The 15,429-nt window shown below is 62.5% G+C and carries 11 protein-coding genes and 1 pseudogene; 7 read left to right on the top strand and 5 right to left on the bottom strand.

What is annotated here, in order from left to right:
• The 3 genes and pseudogenes from B3229_RS13165 to B3229_RS13155 form a co-directional block, all read left to right on the top strand.
• Window positions 1-492, top strand: a pseudogene (locus B3229_RS13165) (hypothetical protein); the annotation flags it as partial.
• A gap of 2 nt (window positions 493-494) precedes the next feature.
• Window positions 495-3,458: a virulence factor SrfB gene (locus B3229_RS13160; protein ID WP_286871359.1), complete on the top strand. Its 2,964-nt coding sequence runs from the start codon at window positions 495-497 to the stop codon at window positions 3,456-3,458.
• Window positions 3,455-5,830: a virulence factor SrfC family protein gene (locus B3229_RS13155; RefSeq protein ID WP_286871357.1), complete on the top strand. Its 2,376-nt coding sequence runs from the start codon at window positions 3,455-3,457 to the stop codon at window positions 5,828-5,830. Before B3229_RS13160 ends, B3229_RS13155 begins: the two co-directional genes overlap by 4 nt.
• Here B3229_RS13155 and B3229_RS13150 read toward each other — a convergent pair.
• The 3 genes from B3229_RS13150 to B3229_RS13140 all read right to left on the bottom strand — a co-directional run bounded on the left by B3229_RS13150 (window position 5,827) and on the right by B3229_RS13140 (window position 6,964).
• Window positions 5,827-6,096, bottom strand: a complete 270-nt coding sequence (locus B3229_RS13150; RefSeq protein ID WP_286871355.1) for a barstar family protein — start codon at window positions 6,094-6,096, stop codon at window positions 5,827-5,829. The genes B3229_RS13155 and B3229_RS13150 overlap by 4 nt on opposite strands.
• A 2-nt stretch (window positions 6,097-6,098) precedes the next feature.
• On the bottom strand, window positions 6,099-6,533 hold the full coding sequence (locus B3229_RS13145) for a ribonuclease domain-containing protein (protein ID WP_048780865.1): 435 nt from the start codon (window positions 6,531-6,533) through the stop codon (window positions 6,099-6,101).
• A gap of 86 nt (window positions 6,534-6,619) precedes the next feature.
• Complete coding sequence (locus tag B3229_RS13140) at window positions 6,620-6,964, bottom strand: helix-turn-helix domain-containing protein (protein WP_033747323.1); 345 nt, start codon at window positions 6,962-6,964, stop codon at window positions 6,620-6,622.
• A 298-nt stretch (window positions 6,965-7,262) separates the two neighbouring features.
• Between B3229_RS13140 and B3229_RS13135 the strand changes: the two genes are divergently transcribed.
• The 3 genes from B3229_RS13135 to B3229_RS13125 all read left to right on the top strand — a co-directional run bounded on the left by B3229_RS13135 (window position 7,263) and on the right by B3229_RS13125 (window position 12,382).
• The gene (locus tag B3229_RS13135; RefSeq protein ID WP_048780866.1) at window positions 7,263-8,423 is read left to right on the top strand and encodes an efflux RND transporter periplasmic adaptor subunit; all 1,161 of its coding nucleotides are present in this window, start codon (window positions 7,263-7,265) and stop codon (window positions 8,421-8,423) included.
• A 17-nt stretch (window positions 8,424-8,440) separates the two neighbouring features.
• Entirely contained in the window at window positions 8,441-11,593 is a 3,153-nt protein-coding gene (gene oqxB / locus B3229_RS13130; protein WP_286871352.1) for a multidrug efflux RND transporter permease subunit OqxB, read from the top strand.
• A gap of 288 nt (window positions 11,594-11,881) precedes the next feature.
• Window positions 11,882-12,382, top strand: a complete 501-nt coding sequence (locus B3229_RS13125; protein ID WP_286871350.1) for a DUF4760 domain-containing protein — start codon at window positions 11,882-11,884, stop codon at window positions 12,380-12,382.
• A 38-nt stretch (window positions 12,383-12,420) separates the two neighbouring features.
• Here B3229_RS13125 and B3229_RS13120 read toward each other — a convergent pair whose 3' ends face one another.
• Window positions 12,421-12,909 carry an RrF2 family transcriptional regulator gene (locus B3229_RS13120; RefSeq protein WP_033747332.1) on the bottom strand — a complete coding sequence of 163 codons (489 nt, stop codon included), beginning with the start codon at window positions 12,907-12,909 and terminating at the stop codon, window positions 12,421-12,423.
• Window positions 12,910-13,101: 192 nt separating this feature from the next.
• A complete protein-coding gene (locus B3229_RS13115; protein WP_286871349.1) occupies window positions 13,102-14,286 on the bottom strand; it encodes an MFS transporter in 1,185 nt (394 codons plus the stop codon).
• Window positions 14,287-14,498: 212 nt separating this feature from the next.
• Between B3229_RS13115 and tus the strand changes: the two genes are divergently transcribed.
• Window positions 14,499-15,428 carry a DNA replication terminus site-binding protein gene (gene tus, locus B3229_RS13110; protein WP_286871378.1) on the top strand — a complete coding sequence of 310 codons (930 nt, stop codon included), beginning with the start codon at window positions 14,499-14,501 and terminating at the stop codon, window positions 15,426-15,428.
• Window position 15,429 lies beyond the last annotated feature (1 nt).

Genomic DNA, 15,429 nt, shown 5'->3' with positions numbered 1-15,429 from the left:
AAGCTCGCCGCCACCCTGCCGCAGACGCCCGCCAGCGTCGCCGCGCCCGCCGAGACGCCTGCGCCTTCCGCAACGCTTGCCAGCGTCGTGACCCCAGCCGTTCCCGCTACGGGCGACGCGCTGAAAATGAGCGTGGAGGATGTCCGCACCGGCGCGATTAGCGTCGTCGACGGCCGCTGGCGCGTGGTGATGCAGAACTCCCTGCCGGGCGGCGCGTCGCCGGTGCTGCACTATGAGCTCAGCGGCGGCAAAGGCAGCGCCACCGTCACCCAGGGCAATAACCTGCGCTGCAGCGCCGACGAGGTCACCGCCGCCATGCTCGGCAGCGGCCAGCTCTCGGTGCGCAGCCGCTATACTGCCAAATGCAGCGACGGCTCGCGCTACCGCATGCCGCAGCTGATGTGTAAGCCGGGAGACGGCGCCGCCGTGTGCGAAGCGCTGTTCAGCGACGATAAATCCTTCCCGATGACGATTAAGCGTGAGAGTAAGTAACCATGTTGGCTCCCCTGATCGATGACAAACAAAAAATCACGCTGATTGAAGAGAGCGGCGTACAGTTTCTGGATTTCGGCCTGCGCATCGCCGCAGGTCAGGCGCGCCGCCAGTTCGTGCGCCAGACAGCGAACGGCCCGCTGCTGCGTCTCAACATCGACGGCAACAGCGGCAAGTTTCTGCTCTATCCGCAGGACGGCGGCGCGCCGGAAGTGGTGCGCCCGGAATCGGACGTGGCGCTGGCCGACTCGCTGGCGCTGCTGGCGGACTGCTGGCTGCCGCTGCCGATGCTGCGCTGCGCCAGCGGCCGCCGCTTTATCGGCGGCCCGGAGAACTGGGCGCGCCTGCGCCTCACCGCGCTGGCGCAGCCGGACGCGGCGGGCAATACCCATCGCGTAACCCTGGCGTTCGATACCCGCTGCGTGGCGCAGGAGGACGGCGGCGAACAGCTAGGCCTGACCGCCGCCGACGCGCAAAACGGCGTGACCTTCTCGCTCGCCTGGCACAACTACGAGCTGGGCGAGTTCCTCGACCATATCTGGGTCGACGGCTGGCTGCGCGAGGCGTTCAGCGACCGCGTCGGCGACCGTCGCGAGCAGGCGATCGCGCAGGCGCTGCGCGAGTTCGAATATCAGGCGCACTACCTGAACTTGCTGGAGCTGCTCGGCGAGCAGCTCAACCTGAGCGATATTCATCTTCAGGCCGCCACCCAGCAGACGCCGGCGGTGAACGTCGACATTATTCTCGACGTCGGCAATTCGCACACCTGCGGCATTCTGGTGGAAGATCATCCCGAAGAGAGCAACGGCCTGAAGCAGACCTACGAATTGCAGCTGCGCGATCTCTCGCAGCCGCATCAGGTCTACAACGAGCTGTTCGACAGCCGCCTGGAGTTCGCTGAAACCGACTTCGGCAAGGCGAGCTTTTCACTGCAGAGCGGCCGCGAAAACGCCTTTATGTGGCCGTCGCTGACGCGCGTCGGCCGCGAAGCGAGCCGCCTGGCGCTGCAGCGCGCCGGCCTTGAGGGCAGCACAGGCATCTCCAGCCCGCGCCGCTATCTGTGGGATGAGGCGCGCTATCAGCCAGGCTGGCGTTTTAATCAGCCGCAGGGATCGAACGAGCCGCAGGCTAACGCCGCGCCCTTTACCTTTCTGCTGAATGACGAAGGAGAGCCGCTGCACGCGCTCGCTGACGACGATCGCCTGCCGGTCTTTTCCGCCCACTACAGCCGCAGCTCGCTGATGACCTTTATGCTGTGCGAGCTGCTGGCGCAGGCGCTGATGCAGATGAACAGCGCCGCGCAGCGCCAGCGCATGCCGCAGAGCCACGCGCCGCGCCAGCTGCGCCACGTCATCCTTACCCTGCCGTCCGCGATGCCGAAGCCGGAGCGCGAAATTTTCCGCCGCCGCATGCAGCAGGCGATTGCGCTGGTGTGGAAAGCCGAGGGCTGGCACGCGGCCGACGAGCCGTTCGACGCCGCCGCGCCGCCGACCTGCCGCAAGCCGGTGCCGGACGTGCAGATGGAGTGGGACGAAGCCACCTGTGGCCAGATGGTGTGGCTGTTCAACGAAACCCAGGTCAACTTCGCCGGTCGCGCGCAGGATTTCTTTAGCAGCACCGCACGCCCGGATCGTCCGCGCGAAGCGGACGAAGTGCCGGGCAAAAGCCTGCGCATCGCCTCGATCGATATCGGCGGGGGCACCACCGATCTGGCGATTACTCACTACCGTCTCGACGACGGTCAGGGCAATAACGTCAAAATCACCCCACGCCTGCTGTTCCGCGAAGGCTTCAAAGTCGCGGGCGACGATATTCTGCTGGACGTGATCCAGCTCTGGATCCTGCCGGCGCTGCAGCAGAGCCTGCAGAAAGCGGGCCTGACGCTGGCCGAGCCGCTGCTGAACAAGCTGTTCGGCCACGACGGTCGCCTCGACGGCCAGGCGACGCTGCGCCAGCAGGCGACGCTGCAGCTCTTTATTCCGCTGGCGCAGGCGGTGCTGGAGCGCTACGAGAACTGGGATCCGCTGGAGAGCCACGCGGAGATCAACGCCCTGTTCGGCGAACTGGTGGAGAGTCGTCCGGCCGACGCGGTGCTCGCCTTTATCAACGGCGAGATCCAGCGCGCGCTGGGCGCCGACAGCGGTTTCGATCTGCTGGAGGTGCCGCTGATCGTGAGTCTCGCCCAGCTGCACGCCGAGTTTATGCAGCACCGCATGGCGATCATTCCGGCGCTGCGCTCGATGTGCGAAGTGGTATCGCTCTATCAGTGCGACGTGCTGCTGCTCACCGGACGCCCGTCGCGCTTCCCCGGCATTCAGGCGCTGGTGCGCCATCTGCAGCCGCTGCCGGGCAGCCGCATTCTGTCGCTGGAGGGCTATCACACCAGCGACTGGTATCCGTTCAACAAACATGGCCGCATCGACAATCCGAAATCCACTGCGGCGGTCGGCGCGATGCTCTGCCTGCTGGCGCTGGATCTGCGCCTGAACAGCTTCTGGTTCCGCGCGGGCGATTTCGAGCCCTATTCGACCATCCGCTATCTGGGCGTGCTCGATGAGAACCAGGCGCTGACCGACGATAATCTCTGCTACAGCGATATCGATCTCGACGACCGGAGCTTCGCGCTCGACCGCAAAAGCAGCTTCCGCATTCGCGGCAACGTCTGCCTCGGTTTCCGCCAGCTCGATAACGATCGCTGGCCCGCGTCGCCGCTCTACAGCCTGACGCTGAACGACGCCCAGCTGGCGCGCAAGGTCGCCGGAGAGAGCGTGCTGCGCGTGAAGCTGGCGGTGGCGCCAGGCCCGACGCTGCCCGGCCCCGAGCGGCTGGTGCTGAGCGACGCGCGCCTCGATGACGGCACCCGCGTGCCGCTTGAGCAGCTGAGCCTGAAACTCAATACTCTCTCGCCGACGGGCAACGCCAACGCCCAGTACTGGATTGACAGCGGAAGCCTTTGCAAACGATGAGAACTGTAAAACCGCGCCAGCCGCAGACGCTGGCAAAACGACTTGGCCTGCTGCAGGAGGCGCTCAACGCCAGCCTGGGCTGGATCGCCGACCACCGCGACGCGTCGCCGCGCCTGGCGCTGGAGGCGGAAACCTTTACGCGCCAGCTGCGCCGCGCCCGCGCGCAGAGCGACGCGCTCGCCCAGCAGGTCGCCCGACCGGTGACGCTGGCGCTGTTCGGCCAGTCGCAGGCGGGCAAAGCCTGGCTGCTGAGCGAAATGGTCGCCGACGCCCAGGGCCAGCTGCTGACGCGTCTGGGCGAAAAGAGCCTTAACGTCTTTCAGCAGATCAATCCCGGCAATCTCGACTTCGCCGCGGCGACCCGCTACTGCCATCAGCGCGAGCCGCTCTCCAGCGAATGGCCGGTAGAGCTGACGCTGCTGAGCGAGGCGGAAATTTTACGCCTGGTGCTGAGCTGCCGCCATGCGGCGCCGCAGCCGGAAAGCGCCCAGCTCGACCAGCAGCTGCAGCGTCTGCAGCGCCAGCGCCTCAGCGCGCCGCTCGGCGGGCTCGACAGCGACGCGCTGGTCACGCTCTGGGCCTGGAGCCGTCGTCACCGCTGTCACGAGGCGCGGCTCGACCGCCATTTCTGGCCGCAGGCGGTGGAGCTGGCGCCCGCGCTCAGCGTCGACGACCGGGTGCAGCTTTTCGCACTGCTGTGGCCGACGCAGCCGGAGCTGAGCGAAGCGCTGCGCGCGCTGCTGCACCTGCGCCATCAGCTGCGCAGCGCCAGCCGCGTGCTCGCGCCGCTCAGCCTGCTGGCGGACGACGCGCTGCTGCCGAGCGAACAGCTGATCGCACCCGCCAGCGAGCAGGATCAGCAGATGAAGGTGGAAGTCTGTCCGCTGAACGGCAACCGCATCGGCAAGCCGCAGCTGGCGCCGCTCGGCTGGCTGGCGCTGCTGACGCTGGAGCTGGTTATCCCCCTGAGCTCAACGCCTCGCACCGCCCTGTTTGACGACGCCGATATGCTCGATCTGCCCGCGCCCGGCGTGCCCGCCGACGCGGCGGCGCTGGAGGAGCGTCAGCGTCTGGAACGGCTGGATCCGCTGCGCGCCCGACTGCTGGAGCAGAAGCGCGCCCTGCTGCCAGGCTTCTATGCTGCGCGCCAGGGAATCGATTTAATGCTGGTCTGCACCGCCGCCAGCCAGCGTCAGGATGTCGATGTCGCCAGCCGCGCGCTGCGCGAATGGCAATTGCATCAGCCGCCGCGCGAAAACGGCGAAAAGCCGCGCCTGATTTGGGCGATCACCCCTTACGACGCGCGCCATCAGCAGATCAACGTCGATGAGGCGGTACAGCGCCAGATCGGCCAGCCCGGCCAGCGCTGGGGCTCGATGCTGGCGCTCGATCGCGCCGGCGTCGATCGTATGGCGGAGTGGCTGCAGGAAGAGATGCAGCCCGACGCGCGCCGCGATCGGCTGCTGGCCGAGCTGCGCGCCCTGCAGCACAGCGTGCTGGAGCGTCGACTGCTCCCCTGGACCGACGCCGAGGCGAGCGCCGAACAGGCTGCGCGCAGGCAGACCATCGCCGATACCCTGCTGAAGTGTCTGCAGCACCGCACCGGCCTGCACGGCGAACTGCTGGAGCGGCTGCAGCCGCCGCGCGAAACGCTGCGTCAGCTCTGGCTCAGCCAGCATGACGCGCCGACCGCCGCCGCGGCGATCCGCGCCGAGGCGCCCGCACAGCATTTCGGCGTCGGATTTGAATTCGATCTCTTTAGCGATACGCCGCTGGCCGAGCCTGCGGCCGCGCAGCATCACGTCAGCGCCGCGGGACAGAGCTTCGCGCGCCAGGTGATGGCGCTGTGGCTCGATCATCTGCGCGAACTGCCGGAGAACCGCAGCCTGCTGACGCTGTTGAATGTGGATCGCGGCACGCTGGAGTGGCTGGTTGAAGAGCTGATCGTCGCCAGCTTCCGCCTCGATATGCTGACGTCGCTGGAGCAGGCGCTGCACGAGCCGGATAACCCTTCCGTCACCCACGAGTCGCGCGCCGATCGTCAGGTATCCCGCGCCATGACGGTACTGGGCGATTTTGTCGCCTGGCTGGGCTTTTTACAGCGTGACGAAGCTGAGCGGCCGCCAAGCCGCGTCAATCGCGGTCAGCCGATTTTCTCGCGTCCGCCCGCGCCGAGCGTTAATTTCTCTGCCGGACAGCGGCTGACGCGTCTCTCCGCCGCGCCCGCCAACCATACCGCCTACTATATTTACGACTGGCTGGTTGGGCTCAATTCGGTGATTCTGGAGAACAACGGCTACGCCGGCGGACGCGACGTTACGCCTGCCGCGCGCGCCGCGCTGGCCGCGATCCTCGCGCCGCTGCGCAGCTAATCCCGCTTCAGGCGCAGGTCGCCCTCCAGCGCCTGCGCCGCCTCTTCCAGCAGCGCCAGCACGGCGGCGAACTCGTCGCGCTGTTCCGCTTCCGCCGCGTGACGCAGATGAATGCGCGCCGGCAGCGCCATGCCGCCGGTCAGCCAGTCCCACAGCGCGTCCAGATTATTGCCGAAGGCGAACGGACAGTGGCTCTGCTGCGCCAGCGTCTGGTAGAGCGCGTCGCGATCCGCCAGGCGACGAAAGTCGAGCGTAATGGTCAGCATTTTCAGGGCACCTGCTTAAAGCTGCGATAGTGATCGGTGGTGATATAGACCAGACCGTCGGAGGAGTAAACCAGCCGATCCGCCTCGCGATGGCCGCAGCGATAGTTAACGTCCGCTTCATACCATAAGCGTCCGCTGCGCTGCGGCAGGCGCTTTTCGCGGTTGCCGAAACGGTCGCCGCCTATCGCCTTGCCCGGCAGTACCTCGCACAGATTGCCTTTGGCGGGATCCCAGCCTCGGCGACGCGCGTCGTTTTTGCTGATGTAATAAGCCGGCAGCTGCTGATGCTGCAGCAGGTAACGCGCTACGGTGCGCGCATCGGTCAGCGAGCTGATGTCGCCGGATTCAGACGTGGGTGAAACATTCAGATGGGGTTTAAAACCGGCCCAGGCGGCCGCAAGCACGATGATCAGTGCAATCCAGAGTTTTTTCGACATGATGGCATCCCAGACAACAGGACGCTGATGATACCAGCTTTAGCGGGCAGATACAGCGCGGGCCAGCGAAGCTGGCCCTGCGGGGATCACTGCATGGCTTGCATCTGCGCCCCGTGGCGACGCCAGGCGCCTGGCGCAACGCCGTACTGGCGTTTAAAGCTGCGGTTGAAAGACTGCTGCGAGTCAAAGCCCAGCGAAATCGCGACGTTAAGGATCGGCTCATTGGTGGTGGTCAGCCGATCCGCGGATTTCTTCAGCTTCTTGATGCGGATGTACTCACCCAGCGGATAGCCGGTGTGCTCTTTAAACATACGCTGCAGGTGCCATTTAGAATAGCCTGCGCGCTCCGATACGGTGTCCAGATCCAGACGTGCTTCGATGTTGTTATCGATCCAGTCGATTAGATCGTGAATAAATGCGTCGCTCATCATCCCATTTTCTCCCGTCGCCGTTGCGAACAGTATCAGTATCAGTTGCAATTACACTTTAAGGGTGACTGACTTTGCCATTTAATGCAAGTTGGATTGATACATTAAATGCCGCACTCGCCGTAAGGACATTCTCCGCCCCGCTCTGCCTCAGTCAAAACCGCACATAAAGTGTATCAGATATTCTTGCAGTTGCTGGATGCCCAAGCCTACACTCCTCGCGATTAATTGCAATCTTAAAAGTTGCAAATATTGGCCCGCCTTTGTGGGCTCTTTTTTAACGCTATGCGGAATAACAATAATGAACAGACAAACGAAGTGGGTTCGTCAGGGTTCAACCCTCCTGGGCGCGGTGCTGCTCAGCAGCATACTCAGCGGATGTGACAAAGGCGTGGCGCAAAACGCCCCGCCGCCGCCCCCTCAGGTCAGCGTCGCCGACGTGGTGGTGAAGCCCGTCAGCCAGTGGGACAGTTTTAACGGCCGCATCGAAGCGGTGCAGAGCGTGCAGCTGCGCCCGCGCGTCTCCGGCTATATCGATGCGGTGAACTACCGCGAAGGCGACGAAGTGAAAAAAGGCCAGGTGCTGTTCACCATTGACGACCGCACCTACCGCGCGGCGCTGGAGCAGGCGAAGGCCGAACTGGCGCGCGCCCGCAGCCAGGCGGCGCTGGCGCGCAGCGAGTCGGCGCGCACCGAGAAGCTGATCGGCACCCAGGCGGTGTCGCGTGAGCAGTGGGAGCAGCGGCGCTCCGCCGCCAGCCAGGCGCAGGCGGACGTGCTCTCCGCCGAGGCGGCCGTGGATATGGCGCAGCTCAATCTGGACTTTACCCGCGTGACCGCGCCGATCGACGGACGCGCCAGCCGCGCCATGATCACCACCGGCAACCTGGTGACTGCCGGCGACAGCGCCAGCGTGCTCACTTCGCTGGTGTCGCAGGATCGCATGTATGTCTACTTCGACGTCGATGAAACCACCTTCCTGCACTACCAGGCGATGGCGCGTCAGGGCCAGCAGCGCGGCTCGCTGCCGGTCGAAATCGGTCTGGCGGGCGAAAGCGGCTATCCGCACCGCGGCATGGTCGACTTCACCGACAACCAGCTCACCGCCAGCACCGGGACCATCCGCATGCGCGCCCTGCTTGATAACCGGCAGCGTCAGTTTACGCCTGGCCTCTTCTCCCGGGTCCGCCTGCCGGGCAGCGCAGAGTTCCAGGCGCTGCTGATTGACGACAAGGCGGTGCTGACCGATCAGGATCGCAAATATGTCTATGTCGTCGACAAAGAGGGCAAGGCGCAGCGCCGCGACATTCAGCCCGGCGCGATGGCCGAGGGTTTGCGCATTGTGAAAAGCGGGCTGCAGTCGGGCGATCGCGTGATCGTCGACGGGCTGCAAAAAGTGTTTATGCCCGGAATGCCGGTAACGGCCCAGCAGGTCGCGATGCGCGCGGCTAACGCCAACTAACTGAGGCTACTGCCGCTATGGACTTTTCCCGCTTTTTTATCGACCGGCCGATATTCGCCGCCGTTTTGTCGATTTTGATTTTCCTCACCGGCCTGATCGCCATTCCGCTGCTGCCGATCAGCGAATACCCGGACGTGGTGCCGCCCAGCGTGCAGGTGCGCGCCGAATATCCCGGCGCTAACCCGAAGGTGATTGCCGACTCGGTGGCGACGCCGCTGGAAGAGGCGATCAACGGCGTTGAAAATATGATGTATATGAAATCGGTGGCCGGTTCCGACGGCGTGCTGGTGACCACCGTCACCTTCCGCCCCGGCACCGATCCCGATCAGGCGCAGGTGCAGGTGCAGAACCGCGTCGCCCAGGCGGAAGCGCGCCTGCCGGAGGATGTGCGCCGCCTCGGCATCACCACCCAGAAGATGTCGCCGACGCTGACGCTGGTGGTGCATATGTTCTCGCCGCACGGCAAGTATGACTCGCTCTACCTGCGCAACTACGCCACGCTGAAGGTGAAGGATGAGCTGGCGCGCCTGCCGGGCGTGGGCCAGATTCAGATCTTCGGCGCAGGCGAATATGCGATGCGCGTCTGGCTCGATCCCAACAAGGTCGCCGCGCGCGGCCTGACCGCCGCCGACGTGATCACGGCGATGCAGGAGCAGAACGTGCAGGTGTCGGCCGGCCAGCTCGGCGCTGAACCGCTGAAGAAACAGTCCGACTTTCTGCTCTCTATCAACACCGCGGGCCGCCTCGAAAACGAGCAGCAGTTCGGCAATATCATCCTGAAAACCTCGGACGACGGCTCGCTGGTGCGGCTGCGCGACGTGGCGCGTATCGAGATGGGCTCCGGCAGCTATGCGCTGCGCTCGCAGCTCAACAATAAGGACGCGGTCGGCATCGGTATTTTCCAGGCGCCGGGCGCCAACGCCATCGATCTCTCTAACGCGGTGCGCGCTAAAATGGCCGAGCTGGCGACGCGCTTCCCGGACGACGTGCAGTGGGCCGCGCCTTACGACCCTACCGTGTTCGTGCGCGACTCCATCAGCGCGGTGGTGCATACGCTGCTGGAAGCGGTCGCCCTGGTGGTGCTGGTAGTGATCCTGTTTCTGCAGACCTGGCGCGCCTCGATCATTCCGCTGCTGGCGGTGCCGGTTTCGGTGGTCGGGACCTTTAGCGTGCTCTACCTGCTCGGCTTCTCGCTCAATACCCTGAGCCTGTTCGGGCTGGTGCTGGCGATCGGCATCGTGGTGGATGACGCCATCGTGGTAGTGGAGAACGTCGAGCGTAATATCGCGCTGGGCCTCTCGCCGCAGGCGGCCGCCCATCAGGCGATGCGCGAAGTTTCCGGGCCGATTGTCGCCATCGCGCTGGTGCTCTGCGCCGTGTTTGTGCCGATGGCGTTTCTCTCCGGCGTCACCGGCCAGTTCTATAAGCAGTTCGCGGTCACCATCGCCATTTCCACGGTGATCTCCGCCATCAACTCGCTGACGCTGTCGCCAGCGCTGGCGGCGAAGCTGCTGAAGGATCACCATGCGCCGAAAGATATCCCGACGCGCATTATCGATCGCCTGCTCGGCTGGCTGTTCCGACCGTTCAACCGTTTCTTTAACAGCAGCGCGCACGGCTACGAAGGGCTGGTCGGCAAAACGCTGCGTCGTCGCGGCGCGGTGTTCGGCGTCTACGTGCTGCTGCTGGCGGGCGCGGGCTTTATGTTCCACGCCGTGCCGGGCGGCTTTATCCCGACGCAGGATAAGCTCTACCTGATCGGCGGCGTGAAGATGCCGGAAGGCTCGTCGCTGGAGCGTACCGACGAAATGATCCGCAAGATGAGCGAAATCGGCATGAATACCGAAGGCGTGGCCTACTCCGTCGCCTTCCCCGGTCTGAATGCGCTGCAGTTCACCAACACGCCCAATACCGGCACGGTGTTCTTCGGCCTGAAGCCGTTCAGCGAGCGTACCCACAGCGCGGCGGAGATTAACGCGGAAATCAACGCCAAGATCGCTCAGCTGCAGCAGGGATTTGGCTTTTCAATTATGCCGCCACCGATTCTGGGCCTCGGCCAGGGTTCGGGCTACTCGCTCTACGTGCAGGACCGCGCAGGGCTGGGCTACGGCGCGCTGCAGACGGCGATTAACACCCTTTCAGGCGCTGTGATGCAGACGCCGGGCATGCACTATCCCATCTCCTCCTATCAGGCGAATGTGCCGCAGCTCGACGTGCAGGTCGACCGCGATAAAGCCAAGGCGCAGGGGGTATCGCTGACCGATCTTTTCAGCACATTGCAGACCTATCTCGGCTCGTCGTACGTCAACGACTTCAACCGCTTCGGCCGCACCTGGCGCGTGATGGCGCAGGCGGACGGCGAGTTCCGCGACAGCGTGGAGGATATCGCTAACCTGCGTACCCGCAACGATCGCGGCGAGATGGTGCCGATCGGCAGCATGGTGCATATCACCACCACCTACGGGCCCGATCCGGTGATCCGCTATAACGGCTACCCGGCGGCAGACCTGATCGGCGATGCCGATCCGCGCATCCTCTCTTCCGCGCAGGCGATGACCCAGCTGGAAGCAATGTCCAGTCAGCTGCTGCCGAACGGCATGAATATCGAGTGGACCGATCTGAGCTATCAGCAGGCGACCCAGGGCAATACCGCCTTCATCGTCTTCCCGGTAGCGGTGCTGCTGGCGTTCCTGGTGCTGGCCGCGCTCTATGAGAGCTGGACGCTGCCGCTGGCGGTGATCCTGATCGTGCCGGTGACCATGCTCTCGGCGCTGGTCGGCGTCTGGCTGACGGGCGGCGATAACAACGTCTTTGTGCAGGTCGGTCTGGTGGTGCTAATGGGGCTGGCATGTAAGAACGCCATTCTTATCGTGGAGTTCGCCCGCGAGCTGGAGATGCAGGGCAAAGGCATCGTGGAAGCGGCGCTGGAGGCTTGTCGTCTGCGTCTGCGTCCGATTGTGATGACCTCTATCGCCTTTATCGCTGGTACCGTGCCGCTGATTCTGGGCGAAGGCGCGGGCGCAGAAGTGCGCGGCGTCACCGGCATCACCGTTTTCGCCGGGATGCTGGGCGTCACCCTGTTCGGTCTGTTCCTGACGCCGGTGTTCTACGTCACGTTGCGTAAGCTGGTGACGCGCAAGGCGCCGAAAGAGGCGATGCAGACAGCGTAAAGAGTAAGGGCGGTCAGCGACCGCCCTTTCTTTTATTCAGATGATGGAAGTGGAATATGAAATTTGCGTAACGCTACGCAAGCTATGCAGAGAACTCATTGAAAGAGAAAATGTGCCAGGTTAATTTTCCAGTCAGCAAAAGCATGAAGAATTAACTATTAACGCGAAAGCAACAAGGCTATTCAGGGAGGCTGCATGAACAAAGCAAGAGACGAATTTGACGGATTCCAAGCAGACGCAAAATAACTAAGGCGGGAAAGCAACCCGCCTTTTTCATGGATGAAAAATATGACTTCAAACCTGACTATCTGGCCATTCATCAGTAACGCCATCGTCTTGCTCGGCGTTATTGTCGCCACATGCGCCATCTTCTATAACGTGCGCACAGCAAAAAAAACAGAGACCGCAAAATTTTTATTCGAAAGCCGCCAGCATAAGGATTACACGGAATCTTTACACGTTCTTAAAAAAGTAAATCGTTCAGGCAATTCTTTTCGTTCGTATGTTTTTCCGCGAGAAGGTAAAACCATAACGGAAAAAGAGATGCTTGAGCGGCGCAAGTTACAATATATTTTAAATTTTTATGAGAGAGTCGCCGTCAGTATTCGTGAAGGGATAGATGATGAGCGGATGATTAAGAGAACCTCTTTTACTACTGTTATTCAAGCCTGGGATATTGCGGAGCCCCTGATTAAGGCGATTAGAGAGCATATTCACTCAGAGACGACGTATCAGGAATTTGAGTGGCTGGCCATGCGCTGGAAGCAGAATCCTTTACGGCAAAAATAGCGCGACAAGAAATTGCTTAACCATAAAAAAAGCCGCGTTTAGCGGCTTTTTTTGCACAGGTCTTCGATAGCATCCGGTTCCAGAACAGGCGCGCACTCGGTTTCGTTGCCTTTCTTCAGCTCTTCGAGCGCGTCGGCGACGGTGCGTTTTTCCAGCACGTCCAGCGAAGCCTGCTCGGCTTCATCGGCGATCGATTTGAAGTACCAGCAGAGATTGGCGCTGACCAGACAGCGAGGCGCGACGTCCGGACGCGACGCCCAGAGCTTTTTGTCCTCAATCACCGAGGTATAGATATCGCGCAGCGTGATTTCGCTGGCCGGACGCCCCAGATGAATCGAACCGGTGCGGCCAAGCGTCGAGACGATAATGCCGTCGCGGGTGAGCGGAACCATCAGCTTACGGATGAAACTGGGATTCGCCTCAAGGCCGTATGCCAGAATGGCGCTGGTCGAGCGTTTACCCATTTGCTCCGCCATCGCTACGCTAAGAACCATTTGCAAAGCTGTCGGGAAGCGGTAATCAAGCATTTCATTATCCTGAGTTGCGGTGCATCTTATTGTTTTATTGCCGCGTAAGTGAACATTCAGTGAGCAATAAATATAACAAACACTGTTGCTTTTTAGAAGCAAGGCGACGGCGCCAGGGCACGTATTCATTAAAACCCGGCAGCCGACAGCACAAGCTGTTCAGCCCGCGCCGCGCCAGCCTCCGCCCTGCCCTTAAAGCGCCGCTGGCGACGCCGACGGCAGCCGATTTTTCAGCAGCATCACCAGCGCCACATTAAGCAGCGCCAGCGCGCAAAGCATCCACAGCGTAGCGGACGCGCCGAAGGTTTCAAACAGATATCCGCCCGCCAGAGGCGTTAGCGCCTGACCGATAAGCGCCGGACGCGCCATCCTGCCAACCACTACGGCGTACGCCTCCGGTTTGACCATCGCCAGCGGTAAAGTTCCCCGCACGATGGCGCGCAGGCCATTTCCTGCACCGTAAAGCACCATGCTGAGCAGCGCAAGCTGCGGGAATAGCGCCAGCGACAGCAGGCCGAGCGCCACCAGTCCCACCGAGAAAAAGGCGGTCCAGATGGGATGGCCGCCTTTAAACAAAATATCGACGACGCGCGATCCCACCTGACACGGCCCCAGAATGGCGCTGAGCCCCAGCGCGGCAGCCAGCGTGTAGCCGCCTGCCTGCAGCAAAGCGATCAGCTGTACTGAAATTGCCGTCATGATCACCGAGGCGAGCGTAAAAATGGCGCACAGCAGCCAGAACAGCGACGGCGCGATATCGCTCTGCGGCACAGGCGCCGTCGCCGCTTTCGGCTTCAGGGCCGCCGCTTTATCCGGCAGCGCGTAAATATAGGCAGGCAGCACTAGCAGCAGCATCATGGCGGCGATAGCGAAACAGGCGCCGCGCCAGCCAAGCAGATGAATCAGCAACGCGGTGCCGGGCCACGCCAGCGAGGTGCAAAAGCCGGAAATTAGCGTAATGCTGGTAATGGCGCTGCGCGCCTGGCCGCCGTAGCGCGTGCCCAGCGTGGCGAACAGCGCGTCGTAGAGTCCCATCGCCATGCCGACGCCGATAACGACCCAGGCGCCAAGAAACAGCGGCAGCGAATGGCTGAAGCCCATTATCGTGAGCCCAATCGCCATCACCGCCCCGCTCAGCGCCAGCAGCATCCGGCCGCCGGTGCGCGCGATAATGCGTCCGCTCAGCGGCGCCAGCAGGCCGGAAACCAGAATGCCGAGCGACAGCGCGCCGTAGACCCACTGCTGCGACCAGCCGGTTTCCGCGACGATCGGCGCGGCCATTACCGCCATCAGATAGAATGAGCCGCCCCAGGAGAGTATCTGCACCAGCCCCAGCACGACTACCGCCGGCACGCCGGGTTTATTCCGTTGATTCACATCCGCCACCCTTTTGTACAGGTAGCGCCTTTTATAACATGTTATGAGATAAGGAAAAAACCGAAACAATGCCGCTCGCCCCGCTTTGCCTGTTTAGCCGTCAGGCCGCACGGTTTAATTAATTAACTTTTATGTATGCTGTAACTAATAGAACAGATTGCACGCAGCGATGTTCTCTGTCAGAGTTAGGTATGTTGTAACTATGGAGACCGCTGATGCGTTACGATCTGATTTCCGACCTGCATGACTGCGCTAACCGCCTCGAACAGTCGCTGGGCGAGTTGCGCGAGATGATTATGGCGCAGCCGCTGCTGATCGCGCGGGTGTTCTCGCTGCCGCCGATAGAAAAAGGCCACGAACATGACGCCGTGACCGAAATCGCCGTTGAGCAGCACCTGGGCGAAGCCGCGCGCGAGATGGCGCTGGCGCACTTCTGCCGGCTCTTTATGCAGCATCAGTCAGAAAAGCTGAGCACCAAAGCGGCCGTTCGCCTGCCCGGCGCCCTCTGCATTGAAGCCGAAGGCGAACGCGAAACTGCCCTGATCGACCAGATTGCGCAGGTGAATCAATACAAGGCGCGGCTGGAGCAGATCATCACGGTGGAATCGGGCCTGCCGAGCGAGGCGCGCTTTGAGTTCGTGCACCAGCATCTGCGCGGCCTGATTACCCTTAACGCCTATCGCACCATTACCCTGCTGCAGGCGCCGGACAGTCTGCGTTTCGGCTGGGCCAACAAGCACGTGATTAAAAACGTAAAGCGCGAAGAAATTATCGCCCAGCTGGAAAAGAGCCTCAGCGCGAATCGCGCGCAGGCGCCCTGGACGCGCGAGCAGTGGGCGGAAAAGGTGCAGGATGAGCTGGAGAGCGTGCGCGCCCTGCCCGCCACCGCGCGGCTGAAGATCAAGCGCCCGGTGAAGGTGCAGCCGATCGCGCGCGTCTGGCGCGCCGACGAGAAAAAACAGACGCAGCTCGCCTGTCCGTCGCCGATCGTCGTGCTGTGTCGCGACCGCACCCAGGTGCCGGTGCTGGGCGAACTGCTGAACTACAACGCGGATAACGTGCAGCACCGCTATAAGCCTGCGGCGCAGCCGCTCAATCTGCTGATCCCGCGGCTGCACCTGTGGGTCGACTGTCCGATATAAC

It is taken from the genome of Pantoea sp. UBA5035 (assembly GCF_002415245.1).
GTDB classification, from domain to species: Bacteria; Pseudomonadota; Gammaproteobacteria; order Enterobacterales; family Enterobacteriaceae; genus Pantoea; species Pantoea septica.
Note: the sequence above shows the minus strand (reverse complement) of the source record. Positions and strands in the feature narration are given on the sequence as shown.